This window comes from Microbacterium sp. zg-Y818, from assembly GCF_030246905.1.
Lineage (GTDB): Bacteria > Actinomycetota > Actinomycetes > Actinomycetales > Microbacteriaceae > Microbacterium.
On the sequence record NZ_CP126741.1, the window covers coordinates 2,505,138 to 2,518,532 of the forward strand.

A 13,395-nucleotide genomic window follows, 5' to 3' on the forward strand; every position below is an offset into this window, starting at 1 on the left:
CGTTCGGTCGTCCCATCCGGCCCCGGCGAGCGCCTGGAAGGGCGCATTCGCGACGACCGAAGCCCACGGCAGCAGCACCCTGCGGCAATAGCGCCCCGCGAACTCAGCGCGGGGCGTGGGCCTCGAGGAATTCGTACACCTCGGTCGAGTCCACACCGGGGAACGAACCCGTCGGCAGGGTCGCCAGGAGCGTGCGGGGCGTGCGCACGTTGGGCCACGAGTGCTCGCGCCACGCCGACTCGAGCTCCACCGGCGCGCGCCGGCAGCAGGCCTCCACGGAGTGCTTCGATACGCCCCGGTTCGGGGTGTCCCGGCCGAGGAACCACTTCGTGTCGTCGAACCGCACGCCCACGCTCACCGAGTGCGCCCCCTCGCTCGATGCCTCCACCCGCGCCGTGCACCAGTAGGTGCCGTTGCCGGTGTCCGTGTACTGGTAGTACGGGTTGAAGTGGTCGTCGACGTCGAAGACGACCCGGCTCGTCCACTTGCGGCAGCACATCTGGCCCTCGATCGACCCCAGCCGGTCGGTCGGAAAGTTCACGTCGTCGTTCTCGTACGCCTTGGTGATCGTGCCCGACTCGTGGACCTTCAGGAAGTGCACGCGGATGCCGAGATGCACCGTCGCCAGATTGGTGAATCGGTGGGCGGCGGTCTCGTACGACACCGAGTAGGTGTCACGCAGATCCTCGATCGACAGGGCGCGGCGCTCCTTGGCGTCGGTGAGAGCCGGCACCACGTGCCCCTCGGGGATGAGCAGCGCCCCGGTGAGGTAGTTCGTCTCCACCCGCTGGCGCAGGAACTCCGCGTAGCTGTGCGGCTCGGAGTGCCCGAGGATGCGGCTCGACAGCGCCTGCAGCACGGCGGTGCGCGGGTCGGACTGCGCCCGCACCCGACTCGACAGGTACAGCCGCCCGTTCTTGATGTCCGCGACACTGCGGGTGGTCTGCGGCAGGTCGGGCACGTAGTGCAGCGTGAAGCCGAGGTGCGCGGCGATGTCGGATGCCGTGCGCTGCGTCAGCGGGCCTCCCGGGTGCCCCACGGCGTCGAGGAGGTCCCGGGCGTGCTGCTCCAGGTCGGGGAAGTAGTTGTTCTGCGTGCGCATCAGGCGCCGCAGCGCCACGTTCGCACGCCGTGCCTCTTCCGGCGTCGCCGATCGCTCGTCGCTCAGCCGCTCGATCTCGCTCTGCAGGGCGAGCATCGCCTTGATCGCCTCGGTGGGCACCGTCTTGCCCACTCGGAAGGGCGCGATGCCGAGCGCCTGGAACGTCTGGCCGTGCATCGCTCGCTCCATCTGGATCTCGAGCGTCGAGCGCTCATCCAGCGGCTCGGTTTCGAGCAGCGCGTCCAGCGTCGACCCCAGCGCCCGTGCGATCGCCCGCAGCAGGGTCAGCTTCGGCTCCCGCCGACCGTTCTCGATCATCGAGAGCTGACTGGGGGCGCGGTCCACCGCGGCGGCGAGCTCGTCGAGGGTCATCCCCCGCGCCGTGCGCAGCTGCCGGATTCGACGGCCCATCGTGAGTGCGTCCACACCTTGATCGTCTGCCGTGACGGTCGACGCGGGTCCCGCGAACTCGATGCTCATTCCGCGATTCTGTCACGAACGCAGAACTATCGGGAAAGTTCACACCGGTTTCGGTCATCAAGGGCGTGAAACTTCACCGGATAGTGGACACACGACGCACCGCCCAGGGATCCGAACCGCGGATCACGGGGTGCCGGACCGGCGCACACGCCGGGCGACGCACCTCGGAACACTCACCCGCACTCGCTCACAGGAGAACAGGGACATGACACCTGCAACCGCCACCCCGATGCGCACCCGCCCGCGCTCGATCGCCGTCCAGACCTCCGAGCCTGCGATCGAGATCGCCGGCCGCCTCGGCCCCCGCTACGACGAGATCCTCACCCCCGACGCCCTCGCGTTCCTCATCGAACTGCACCACCGCTTCGGCGGCCGCCGGCACGACCGGCTCGCCGACCGGCTGCGCCGGCGCTACGAGATCGGCAACGGCCGTGACCCGCATTTCCGCTCCGACACCGCCTACATCCGCGAAGACGCCTCGTGGCAGGTCGCCGGTGCAGGTCCCGGGCTCGAGGACCGCCGGGTCGAGATCACCGGCCCCACCGACCCCAAGATGACCATCAACGCGCTCAACTCGGGCGCCAAGGTGTGGCTCGCCGACCAGGAGGACGCCACGAGCCCCACCTGGCAGAACGTCATCGAGGGGCAGCTGAACCTGCGCGACGCGATCCGCGGCGAGCTGTCGTTCACGAGCCCCGAGGGCAAGCGCTACGAGGTCACCGCCGAGCAGACCCCGACGATCGTGATGCGTCCGCGCGGCTGGCACCTCGTCGAGAAGCACCTGCAGTTCACCGACCGTGCGGGCCGCACCATGCCGGCATCCGGGTCGCTCGTGGACTTCGGCCTGTACTTCTTCCACAACGCCGCGCAGCTGATCGCCAACGGACACGGACCCTACTTCTACCTCCCGAAGCTCGAATCGAGCGAGGAGGCGAAGCTGTGGGACGACGTCTTCACGTTCAGTGAGCGGTACATCGGCATCGCGCACGGCACGATCCGCGCCACGGTGCTGATCGAGACGCTGCCGGCGGCGTTCGAGATGGAAGAGATCCTCTACGAGCTGCGCGATCACTGCGCGGGGTTGAACGCCGGCCGCTGGGACTACATCTTCTCGATCATCAAGAACTACCGCGGTCGCGGTGCACGGTTCGTGCTTCCCGACCGCAGCGAGGTCACGATGACTGTGCCGTTCATGCGCTCCTACACGGAGCTGCTGGTGCAGACGTGCCACAAGCGCGGCGCCTTCGCGATCGGCGGTATGAGCGCCTTCATCCCCAACCGCCGCGACCCCGAGGTGACCGAGCGGGCGTTCGAGAAGGTCGCCGCCGACAAGAAGCGTGAGGCCGGCGACGGCTTCGACGGCACCTGGGTGGCACACCCCGACCTCATCCCGATCGCGCAGGCCGAGTTCGACGCGGTGCTGGGCGACCGCCCGAACCAGGTCGACCGCCAGCGCCCCGACGTGTCGGTGACGCCGGCGGACCTGCTCGACGTGCGCATCGGCCTGCCGGTGACGGCAGCCGGCGTGCGCGGCAACGTGTCGGTCGCGATCCGCTACATCGAAGCCTGGCTGCGCGGCCAGGGCGCGGTGGCGATCGACAACCTCATGGAGGATGCCGCGACGGCCGAGATCAGCCGCTCGCAGGTGTGGCAGTGGATCCACCAGGACCTCTCCACCGCCGAGGGAGACCGCATCACCCGCGACTACATCGAAGGGCTCATCACCGAGATGCTCGGCGATGTCCAGCGGCAGAGCGGCGATCGGTTCGACGACGCCGCGGAGGTCTTCCGCGACGTCGCCCTCGGCGTGGACTTCCCGGCCTTCCTCACCCTGTCGGCCTACTCGCGCTTCCTCGCCGAGGCGCAGTAGCCCGCACCCGTCGCCGCGCGCGCGACTCCACCGTCACACCCCAACGAAGGGACCAGAAATGACCACCTACCAGGACGACATCGAAGCCATCCAATCGCTCAAGGCGGAGCACGGCTCCGCCTGGGATGCCATCAACCCCGAGTCCGTCGCCCGCATGCGGGCGCAGAACCGCTTCAAGACCGGGCTCGAGATCGCTCAGTACACGGCCGACATCATGCGGCGCGACATGGCCGAATACGACCAGGACTCATCGGTGTACACCCAGTCGCTCGGTGTCTGGCATGGCTTCATCGGCCAGCAGAAGCTGATCTCGATCAAGAAGCACCTCAAGACGACGAACAAGCGCTACCTCTACCTCTCGGGGTGGATGGTCGCCGCGCTCCGCTCGGAGTTCGGGCCGCTCCCCGACCAGTCGATGCACGAGAAGACGTCCGTGCCCGCCCTCATCGAGGAGCTCTACACGTTCTTGCGCCAGGCCGACGCCCGCGAGCTCGACCTGCTCTTCACCCAGCTCGACACGGCCCGCCTGGCCGGCGACGAGACGGGGGCCGAGTTCATCCAGACGCAGATCGACAGCTACGAGACCCACGTCGTGCCGATCATCGCCGACATCGACGCCGGGTTCGGCAACCCCGAGGCCACGTACCTGCTGGCCAAGAAGATGATCGAGGCGGGCGCCTGCGCCATCCAGATCGAGAACCAGGTGTCGGACGAGAAGCAGTGCGGCCACCAGGACGGCAAGGTCACGGTGCCCCACGAGGACTTCGTCGCCAAGATCAACGCCGTGCGCTACGCGTTTCTCGAGCTGGGCATCGACAACGGGATCATCGTCGCCCGCACCGACTCGCTCGGCGCCGGCCTGACGCAGAAGCTCGCCGTCACGAACGAGCCCGGCGACCTGGGCGACCAGTACAACTCGTTCCTCGATGTCGAGGAGATCTCGGAGAGCGACCTCGGCAACGGCGACGTCGTCATCAAGCGCGAGGGCCAGCTGCTGCGACCCAAGCGTCTCGCGAGCAACCTCTACCAGTTCCGCGCGGGTACCGGTGAGGAGCGGGTCGTGCTCGACTGCATCACGTCGCTGCGCAGCGGCGCCGACCTGCTGTGGATCGAGACCGAGAAGCCGCACGTGGAGCAGATCGCCGCCATGGTCGACGCGGTCCGCGCGGAGATCCCGGACGCGAAGCTCGTCTACAACAACAGCCCGTCCTTCAACTGGACGCTCAGCTTCCGCCAGCAGGCCTACGACCTGCTCGCCGAGCAGGGCGAGGACGTCTCGGCCTACGACCGCGGCGATCTCATGAACGTCGCGTACGACGACACGGAGCTCGGCCGGCTGGCCGATGAGAAGATCCGCACGTTCCAGCGCGACGGGTCGGCTCGGGCCGGCATCTTCCACCACCTCATCACGCTGCCGACCTACCACACGGCCGCGCTGTCGACCGATGACCTCGCCAAGGGGTACTTCGGCGACGAGGGCATGCTCGCCTACGTCCGCGGAGTTCAGCGCCGTGAGATCCGCGAGGGCATCGCAACGGTCAAGCACCAGAACATGGCCGGGAGCGACATCGGCGACAACCACAAGGAGTACTTCGCCGGCGCGGCGGCCCTCAAGGCAGGCGGCGCACACAACACGATGAACCAGTTCAGCTGAGCGCCAGAACGACATCGGCGGATGCCTCGGACCAGCCGGTCCGGGGCATCCGCCGTTTCCGTTCCTCGAAATGTCGATTTCCCCTGCCGCCGAACCGACGCGTTGTCGTAACGTCACTCCCAACGAAAGGCGACGCGATGCGATACCTCATGCTGGTGCTCACCGATCCGGAGCTCGAGACCCCCGAAGAGCCGCCCGTGTCGATCGAGCAGTGGGTCGACGAGGCCTACGGCACCGACCGGGCCGTCGAGGGCGACCGGCTGCGGCCCGCGTCCGAGGCGAAGACCATCCGACGGCGTCGGCGCGAGGTGATCGTCAGCGACGGCCCGTTCGCCGAGGCCTACGAACTCATCGGGGGCTTCGACGTGCTGGAGTGCGACAACCTCGATGAGGCGGTCGAGCTCGCGTCGCGGCATCCGATGGCCACCGCGGGGGTCATCCAACTGCACCCCGCCTGGCCACTGGACCTCTGACGTCGCCGCAGGTCAGCCGAGGGCGCTGCGATAGCGGCGGGGCTTTCCCTCGCCGAGGTCGGCCGGTCGCTCGACGCGCTCGAGCGTGAGCGGCCGACCGAGGAGGGCGTGCAGCGCCCGCGTCACGGCATCCGCGTCGCCACCGGCGATGCGGGCCGAGACGCTCCCGTCGGCCGCCTGCTCGACGCTCCAGCCCAGCACGCCGTGGGCCTGCAGCTGCTGCGTGACGTCGACGCATGGCACCAGTCGACCGTCGGCGGCGGCGAAGCGGGTGTGCTCGCGCCCCTCCAGGTCGGCGATCCCGCGCGCCCCGTCGGCGAGGCGCACCAGCCGCCCGAAGTCGCCGGTGCGGTAGCGCACGAGGGGAAGCAGCGGGTTCTCCCCCGCCGTCACCACGATCTCGCCGACCTCGCCGTCGCGCACCGGCTGCCCGTCCGCATCGAGCGTCTCGACCACGACCCGCCGATCCAGCACCCGGAAGGGGCCGTCATCGGTGCGCACCGCGATCGGTCGCGTCTCGTGCAGGCTGTACACGTCGAACACCGGGCAGGCGAACGCCGCCTCGAGCTCCGCGCGGAGGGGTGCGGACAGCGCCATCGCGCTGGAGAACAGCGCGAGCGGACGCACGACGGCGCGCAGGTCGTCGGCGAGCAGCTCCGCCAGGCTCGTCGGGTTGCCGGTGAGCACCTGCGGGTCGGCGTCGGCGAGGAACCGCGCCCGGGCACCGGCATCCGTCCACGCCCGCTCGTGCAGGTTGATGCGCGCCATCGCCCGCTGGCCGAAGCCGCTCACGAGCGAGACGTACGTGAACGCATCCCGCTGGTGCACGAGATGGGCCAGGGCGAGGCGCTCGCCGTCGGGCGCCCAGCCGACACCGGCATCGTGCACCAGCGCGACGAGATCGTGGAACCCGCGGGCGACCTCCTCGACGTCGTCGGGAATGAGCAGCGCCGCTCCCGTGGAGCCCGAGCTGGTGCCGTGCACCATGCGGTCGAGGTCCGCGTCGAGCGGCACGAACGACGCGAGGTCGTCGACGAGGTGGCGCCGCGTGATCGGGGGGAAGTCCTCGAAGGCATCCAGCCCCGGCATCCGCCGGTAGTAGAGCAGCCGCCGCGCCGTTGCCAGGTGCTCGTCGAGCCACCCCGCGGTGGGCAGCGGCCTTCGTGCCCGATCGGTCATCTCGGCGGTCAGGCGGTCCCCCGTCGCGTGCGTCCACGCCGGGGCGCTCGGATGCCGCCGCCACCGCGCCAGCCGGGCGGCGCCGTCGGCGTCCATGGTCGGCCACCGCTCCGCATCGGTGAGCACCGCTGCGGCACCGGGCGTGTATTCGTCGAGGACCAGCGGATCGCGCTCGTCGCGGTGCGCAGCGGTCACCTGGACCGCTCACTCACTGGTGTACCTGGCCGCCGCCTCGCGCGCGCGGGCCTCGGACAGGCGGCGGGCGATCTCGGACCGGTGACGGTGCTCGGCGTAGGCCTCGGCGAGCGCGGCGTTGCGGCGCAGCGAGTCGCGTGCGTCCAGCAGCGACCGCGCGGTGTCGATGCTCTCGCCCGCCGGAAGGAATCCGCACCACAGCAGAAACGTGCGCGCCGCCTCCTCGCGGCGCTCGTCGTCGCTGATCCAGTCGAGCGGATCGACGATCGGGGCCAGTCGCAGCGCGAGGGCATCCACCGCCATGGCGCGGTCGCCGCCGACGAGGGTGGGCGTGAACGGCTCGACGACGTCCTCGCTCGCGATCAGCCACAGCGCCACCGACGCTCCGAGCTGCACGCGCGCATTCTGCGTGACGGAGAGGCACCGCAGCGATTCGCCGAGGATGTCGCCGGCGAGCGCAGGCAACGAGATCCGTTCGTCGAGGAACGGGCGCGGCACGCTGGACAGCCGGGAGGCGACGGCCGCAAGCGACGGGCCGGGGCGGGCGGACCGCCAGGCGTCGTCCTCCGCCGGCGCGCGCTCCGCCCACGCCGCGAGCAGATCGTCGATCTCAGCCATGCAGTGCCTCCGCCAGACGCGCGCACACCGCGGGCGCGTCGTCCATCGTCTTCAGGAACAAGGTGTCGTAGCCCACGCCCGCCGCCACGTGTTCGATACGTCGGGCGCGGTCCATCAGAATGAGCGTTCCCGAGGTGAGCTTCGTGCGCGTGGCCGCCGCCACGTGCGCGTAGATCTCGTTGCGCACCCCGAACATCGACTCGAGGCCGTCATCCGAGAGCACGACGAGGTGCCGGCGCACCTCCTCCGCCGGTGGCGGCAGCGGGGCGTACCTCCGCTCGAGCAGGTCGAGCGGAAAGGTCGTGCCCCCGGCGAAGAACCACGCGAGGTCGCCCACGATCCGCGCGGGGTCGCGCGAGAACGCTTCGTCGCCGGCCACCTGGCCGGAGCCCGAGAAGCTCGTCACGCGCACCCGCCCGCCGCCGCGCAGGACCGAGAGGGCGAGGATCGTTCCGGCGAGCACCGCGGGGGAACCGTCCCGAGGGTCGGGCATGGAGCCGGACGAGTCGACGTACAGGTCCAGGGCGATGCTCGACTCCTGCGGCTCCGGCTCATCGTCGAGGAACGAGCGGCGCCGAGTCGTCACCCCTGGGACGATGTCCGCGCCGGCCTGCAGCGTCGCCGACCAGTCGATGTCGGCGAGATCGTCGCCCAGCTCCCACGCTTCGAGCGGACCGGGCAGTTCGGGGACCGGCCGCGCGGGGCGACGCTGGCGGAGGGGCCTGACCCAGGGCGTGGCCTCGAGGCGGTACCACGCGGCCGTGACCGCCTCGGCGTCGACGGTGGAGTAGAGCTCGAGGGTGCGGGCCAGATCCAGGCTCTGACCCGGGGCGTCGCCCGCGCGGACCGTGCTGCGCCCCGTCCCGCGTGCGGGCTCGCGCCCGGAACGGTCGGGAAGAGCACCCGAGAGCCGGCGATCGGCCAGCACCCGGCCGAGTTCGTGCGGCGTGGGCGCTGCCTCATCCGCCGCGCACCCGCCGGGTGCCCCCGCGATGCCGGGTCCACCCCGGCGCTGCCCCTCCACGAGATAGGGCGCAGCGAGCACGCCGAAGCGCAACGCGCCGCCGACGGGGTCGACGGCGAAGGTGCGCACGAGTCCCGCGAGCAGGTCGGCGTCGAGCGCGGGGCGCGTCGTGATGACGCTGTCCAGCTCCGCCGCGATGCGCGCCGCCTCCCGGCGCGCATTGCGCAGCATCTCCTCACTCATCCGACGGTGCGCCGGGATCTGATCCAGGGGCACCTCGTCGAAGGCATCCACCGCCCGCGGCGCCGGCGGCGCCGGCGGCTGCGCAGCACACAGGGTCGCGGCCGGCAGATTCCACACCAGCTCGTAGGTGCGCAGGTACACCCACCACAGCCGGTGCGGGGTGTCATAGGAGTCGCGGTACAGCGCGCGGGACAGTCGGATGATCCCGGGCTCGGGCTCTCCGTCGCGGCGGCGCTGCAGCATGGCGACGCGCGCGTTCACGAGCAGATCGGTCCAGAGGTTGGACAGCAGCGCCAGGTCGTCCTTGCGAATGGCGTCCGCTCCGGATGCCACGAGGGCACGTCCCAGCTGGTGGCGGATCTTCAGCGCGTCGATGCGCGTGCTCGGCGCGAGCACGTGGTGGCCGATCTCGTGGGCGAACACGCTCTCCATCTCGGCCGCACCGCCCATCTCACCGACCATGGCGGGGTCGACGAAGACCGACGGCGGAAAGGAGAACCACGCCGGCGCGCCGCGTTCGGCTCCTGCGCCGGGCCGCAGCTCGGCGTCGTGCATGCGCACTCCCCAGAGGGCGAGAGCCCGGGTCCAGGCATCACGCGTCGCGCCGTCCAGCGGCACCGTCGCCGGTGCCGGCGAGGTGGGGGCCGCCTCCGAGCTCACGCGGCATCCCACACGTGGACCCACGCGAGGTACGAGCTGGGCGTGCAGACGATCGACGCGGCCGAATCGGATGCCGGCGGGGCCTGCGCGATCGGGTCGCCGTCCGTGTCGTCCATCCTCACCAGACGGTGACCCCACACGTCGGCGTCCAGCCGCCACCACTCGTCGCCTGCGCGGATCGCGAAGGCGCCCGGTTCCGACAGCGGCACGCCCAGCTCGGGCGGCATGATCCAGGCGCCGCCGAGACCGGCGAAGCCGCCGACGGCGCAGACATACCCGCGCGCGGCGGGTCGCCGCGGCCACCAGAAGCGGTCGGTGCGCTGCGCCGCGGCGAACGCCGCCACCGATTCCACGCCGTCCAGCCCGAGCGTGCGGCCGGCGGCGAGACCGGCGCCGCCGGCCACCAGCGCGTCGAGCCTGGTCAGTGCGTCATCGCGGTAGGCGAGCGCTCCGGCGCGCCATGCCGCAACGGCCGCGTAACTCAGCAGCTCATCGCGATCGGGGGCGGGCCTCTCCTCCAGCGCAGCCGCCAGGCCGGCGCCGAAGAGCGCGGGGTCGCCACCGGCGCGGCGGACGTTCTCGGCGGCGAGGGCGACATCGAATCCGGCCAGCTGAGGCGGACCGCCCAGCGGCGCCTCGGCGTTCGCGAGATGGCCGGGCCGATTCACGATTGGGTCACCACCCACTTCACATACGCGGTGTAGCGCTGGTGCAGGTACTTGAGCGTCGTCAGATCGTCGAAGTCACGCCCGTACAGCTTGCCCGTCGCCGCGATGGACCGTATGCGCGCCTCGATCTCGGTGAGGCGGCGGGAGGCCTCGACGCCCGAGACGCCGTCCAGGCCGGCGTCGAGCTGTGTCAGCAGGTCGCGCACGGGGTCGTCGCTTTCACGGCCGAGCGCGTCGAACTGACGGCAGGATTCGGCGAACAGGTCGGCGAGCCAGCTCACCGGATCGGTGGCGAGTTCGCGTTCCGCGCCGATGTCGAACCGCGGATGCGTGGTGTTGGGAAGCAGCTTGCCCCGCAGCACGAACGGCAGCATCGCGGTGACGTCTTCCACGCCGACCACGTCGGCACCGCGGAACCACGCCATGGCCTTGGCGTAGAGGATGAGGGTCTGCATCGCCCGCACCGACAGTCCGTTGATCGTCTGGGCCCCGACGTCGGCGGCGAGGTCCGCTCCGGTGTTGACGTCGATGATCTCGGCGACCCGTCCGCCGGCCGTCGTGACGGTGTCCTTGGTGCGGTACTCGAAGCGGCGACCGCCGTGCTGCACGAACTCGAAGTGGCTGAGGAAGAACTCCAGCCGCCGGCGCACCGCGGAGGGCAGCGGCACGGCACGGATCGCGGCGCGCATCCGCGCGTGCTCCTCGGGCGAGAACACCAGCTCCTCCGGCACGTGCTCCTCGGGCTTCTCTCCCGCCTCGACGCGCGTGATGAGCTCGTCGAGGAAGCGGCTGTTGAAGCTCGCCGACTGCACGGTCACGTCCATGCGGTCGCGCAGCGCCTGGATGACCGGGAACGTGCCGCCCCCCGCGTCGTCGTTCGCCGTGAAGAACCAGCTCTCCACGCCCCGGTGGGGGTTGGTCCGGTGCATCTGGTCGTGGCTCTCGACATAGCCCTCCGCGACCATCGTCAGCAGGGCGGACTGCGTCTTGGTGGGGATGCGGTTGTACTCGTCGATGATCTTCACCGGGCGCGTCAGCCACTCGCGCCAGGCGATCCCGATCTCCGCCAGGCTCGACGCGTTGATGAGGTCGCGCGGCAGCGGGATGCCGACGAGGTCGCTGATGGTGAGTTGCGGCTGCCCCTGCTGCACGCCGCGGCGGACGTCGTCTGCGGATGCTCCCGCCAGCACGCCCATGAGCACCGCCACTGTGGTCTTGCCCCGGCCCGGCCCCCCGATCATGAGGCACTTCCCCCCGACCGCGAAGGTCAGCAGCGGCAGCAGGACGTTAGACGAGAACGACGCATCGGTGGGGAGGGTCATGACGGCGCCGGCGTCGCCCAGCGCGTAGGTCAGCGGCGCGCCAGAAGAGAACTCGACGTCGTAGTACGGCGAGATGACGGCCCTGTTGACGATCCAGTAGTACGTCTGGCGCAGCTTCTCATCGAGCGCGGCGTGGCGTTCCTCGTCGGGCGCGCGGAACAGATCGTCCGCAGTGAGCTGCGCCACGCCCGCAGCGTGCGCGGGAGAGGTGGGCGAAGCCGAGACTCTGTGCCAGCGGTCGGACATCGCGCCAGCCTACCGGCCGGTCTGCCGCGCCAGCGCGCGCTGCTCCTCGTGCGGCCGATCCCCCAGCGGGCGCGCGAATGCCAGCCGGCGGGCGACGACGTCGCGGATGAGGGGGACGGATGCCGCGACGCGCTCGGCGACGGTGCCCCGCACCTCCGCCCAGGGGGTGCCCTGCCCGGTGAGCGTCTCTCGGAAGCGGTCCTGCATCGCATGACGGATGTGCTCGCCGTCGCGCATGCCGTCCTGCACGAAGGGGATCTCGTCCCCTGTCAGGAGATAGAGGTCGGGCGCGTGGGCGGCTGCGCGCTCCCGCAGCCGCGGCGCGTCGACCCCGACGTACCGCTCGTGCCAGAGCGCCGTGGCGAGGACGTCGGTATCGCACACCAGCACGGGCGCCGGGACGCGGCGCAGGGCGTCGCGCTCCAGCGCCATCTGGCGGTCGGCGATGAGGTCGAACTCGTCGGTGCGCCACGGGGCGATGAGCCCCCCGTCCCGCGTCAGGGAGTGCTCGCGTCCGTACTCGGGAACCCAGAGCGTGCCCAGCTCTGCGGCGAGCGCCTCGGCGAGGGTGGTCGAGCCGGTCGATTCCGCGCCGAGCACCACCACCCGCCCGGCGAGCGACGCCCGCACGGCCGGCGCGAGCTCGCCCCACTGCCCCGCCGGGTCGGCGCGCACTGCGGTGCCCGACACGGGATTGAGCCGGCGCTGCGGGTCGACCTGCACCCACGCGGCCCCGAGCCGTCGGGCGAGCTCGTCCCCGTACTCATCGGAGGTGAAGACGGCATCCACCGGTGCGTCGAGCAGCCCCGCGATGATGGCGGTGTGCGCATCCCACGCGGTGGAGGACTCGAAGTCGATGGGGGTGTCGTCCAGCTTCGAGACCACCCGCACCCGGGGGTGCTCCTCAGCGACCCATTGCGCCCTCACCTCGACCGGGATCGACTCCACGGACGATCCGATCACCTCGACGGTGACACGCGCGCTGGAACGCTCCGCCGTGCGGATGAGGTGCCCATGGCCGACGTGCAGCGGGTAGAACTTGCCGATCACGAGTGCGTGGCGGTAGAGCGCACTCACGCGCGCGCCGCCGCGGCGGCATCCGCCGGCGCCGTGGCCTCGGCCGCCCGCTGCACGCGTCGCCACGCGCGCAGGCTGAACACGCACAGCACGATGAAGAGGGCATACAGCGCGGCGACGATCCACAGGCCGGTCGCGATCGACAGCGCGACGAAGGCGATGTCGACGCCGATCCACACGTACCAGCTCTCGATCCACTTGCGGTTGAGCATGTACTGCGCCACGAGGCTCGCCGAGGTGGTGGCGGCGTCCGCGACCGCGACCTGCGAGTCGGTGAAGGAGATCAGCATCCAGGCGATGACGGCGGCGAGCCCGATGCCGGCGGCGATGAGCCAGAGCACCGCGCGCCGCGGCGTGCGGGCGATGTAGCTCTTGTCCTGCTCGACCGCGCGCGTCCAGCGCAGCCAGCCGTGGATTCCCAGCCCCAGGTACACCAGCTGCAGCGCGGCCGAGGCGTAGAGGCCGGCGGGGAGGAAGACGGCGAGGAAGACGACGTTGTTCGCGATGCCGACGGGGTAGGTCCACACGTTCCGCCGCCCGGCCAGCACGACGCACGCGGCGCCTGTTGCGAACCCTAGAACCTGCATCCACTCCGCCAGAAGCCACTCGATCACGCGACGAGCCTACGGGTCCGCGCGCGCCCC

At 70.8% G+C, this 13,395-nt stretch carries 11 protein-coding genes; 3 read left to right on the forward strand and 8 right to left on the reverse strand.

Annotation, left to right across the window (positions count from 1 at the left end; translation table 11 throughout):
* Positions 1 to 103: 103 nt before the first annotated feature.
* Complete coding sequence (locus QNO21_RS11815) at positions 104 to 1,582, reverse strand: helix-turn-helix transcriptional regulator (RefSeq protein ID WP_257518085.1); 1,479 nt, start codon at positions 1,580 to 1,582, stop codon at positions 104 to 106.
* Positions 1,583 to 1,787: 205 nt separating this feature from the next.
* Here QNO21_RS11815 and aceB point away from each other — a divergent pair, with 205 nt between their 5' ends.
* The 3 genes from aceB (at position 1,788) to QNO21_RS11830 (ending at position 5,579) form a co-directional block, all read left to right on the forward strand.
* Positions 1,788 to 3,452: a malate synthase A gene (gene aceB, locus QNO21_RS11820; protein ID WP_374211395.1), complete on the forward strand. Its 1,665-nt coding sequence runs from the start codon at positions 1,788 to 1,790 to the stop codon at positions 3,450 to 3,452.
* 58 nt (positions 3,453 to 3,510) lie between these two features.
* Positions 3,511 to 5,106 carry an isocitrate lyase gene (locus QNO21_RS11825; protein WP_257518086.1) on the forward strand — a complete coding sequence of 532 codons (1,596 nt, stop codon included), beginning with the start codon at positions 3,511 to 3,513 and terminating at the stop codon, positions 5,104 to 5,106.
* 137 nt (positions 5,107 to 5,243) lie between these two features.
* The gene (locus tag QNO21_RS11830; protein WP_257518087.1) at positions 5,244 to 5,579 is read left to right on the forward strand and encodes a YciI family protein; all 336 of its coding nucleotides are present in this window, start codon (positions 5,244 to 5,246) and stop codon (positions 5,577 to 5,579) included.
* A 12-nt stretch (positions 5,580 to 5,591) separates the two neighbouring features.
* Here the strand turns inward: QNO21_RS11830 and QNO21_RS11835 are convergent, their stop codons facing one another.
* The 7 genes from QNO21_RS11835 to pnuC all read right to left on the reverse strand — a co-directional run bounded on the left by QNO21_RS11835 (position 5,592) and on the right by pnuC (position 13,365).
* The gene (locus tag QNO21_RS11835) at positions 5,592 to 6,953 is read right to left on the reverse strand and encodes a phenylacetate--CoA ligase family protein (protein ID WP_257518088.1); all 1,362 of its coding nucleotides are present in this window, start codon (positions 6,951 to 6,953) and stop codon (positions 5,592 to 5,594) included.
* 9 nt (positions 6,954 to 6,962) lie between these two features.
* Entirely contained in the window at positions 6,963 to 7,571 is a 609-nt protein-coding gene (locus QNO21_RS11840) for a phosphohydrolase (RefSeq protein WP_257518089.1), read from the reverse strand.
* The gene (locus QNO21_RS11845; RefSeq protein ID WP_257518090.1) at positions 7,564 to 9,438 is read right to left on the reverse strand and encodes a vWA domain-containing protein; all 1,875 of its coding nucleotides are present in this window, start codon (positions 9,436 to 9,438) and stop codon (positions 7,564 to 7,566) included. Before QNO21_RS11845 ends, QNO21_RS11840 begins: the two co-directional genes overlap by 8 nt.
* On the reverse strand, positions 9,435 to 10,106 hold the full coding sequence (locus tag QNO21_RS11850; protein WP_257515822.1) for a potassium transporter Kef: 672 nt from the start codon (positions 10,104 to 10,106) through the stop codon (positions 9,435 to 9,437). The genes QNO21_RS11845 and QNO21_RS11850 overlap by 4 nt, the downstream gene beginning before the upstream one ends.
* Positions 10,103 to 11,614 (reverse strand): AAA family ATPase, encoded by a 1,512-nt coding sequence (locus QNO21_RS11855; protein ID WP_257518091.1) that lies wholly within the window; start codon positions 11,612 to 11,614, stop codon positions 10,103 to 10,105. The genes QNO21_RS11850 and QNO21_RS11855 overlap by 4 nt, the downstream gene beginning before the upstream one ends.
* Positions 11,615 to 11,683: 69 nt before the next feature.
* Positions 11,684 to 12,817 (reverse strand): AAA family ATPase, encoded by a 1,134-nt coding sequence (locus QNO21_RS11860; protein ID WP_257518092.1) that lies wholly within the window; start codon positions 12,815 to 12,817, stop codon positions 11,684 to 11,686.
* Positions 12,748 to 13,365, reverse strand: a complete 618-nt coding sequence (pnuC, locus tag QNO21_RS11865; RefSeq protein WP_257518093.1) for a nicotinamide riboside transporter PnuC — start codon at positions 13,363 to 13,365, stop codon at positions 12,748 to 12,750. Before pnuC ends, QNO21_RS11860 begins: the two co-directional genes overlap by 70 nt.
* Between the last annotated feature and the right edge of the window lie 30 nt (positions 13,366 to 13,395).

Coding starts and splice junctions, on each gene's coding strand:
- QNO21_RS11825 (WP_257518086.1), top strand. CDS start 3,511: ATGACCACCTACCAGGACGACATCGAAGCCATCCAATCGCTCAAGGCG.
- QNO21_RS11830 (WP_257518087.1), top strand. CDS start 5,244: ATGCGATACCTCATGCTGGTGCTCACCGATCCGGAGCTCGAGACCCCC.
- QNO21_RS11815 (WP_257518085.1), bottom strand. CDS start 1,582: ATGAGCATCGAGTTCGCGGGACCCGCGTCGACCGTCACGGCAGACGAT.
- QNO21_RS11840 (WP_257518089.1), bottom strand. CDS start 7,571: ATGGCTGAGATCGACGATCTGCTCGCGGCGTGGGCGGAGCGCGCGCCG.
- aceB (WP_374211395.1), top strand. CDS start 1,788: ATGACACCTGCAACCGCCACCCCGATGCGCACCCGCCCGCGCTCGATC.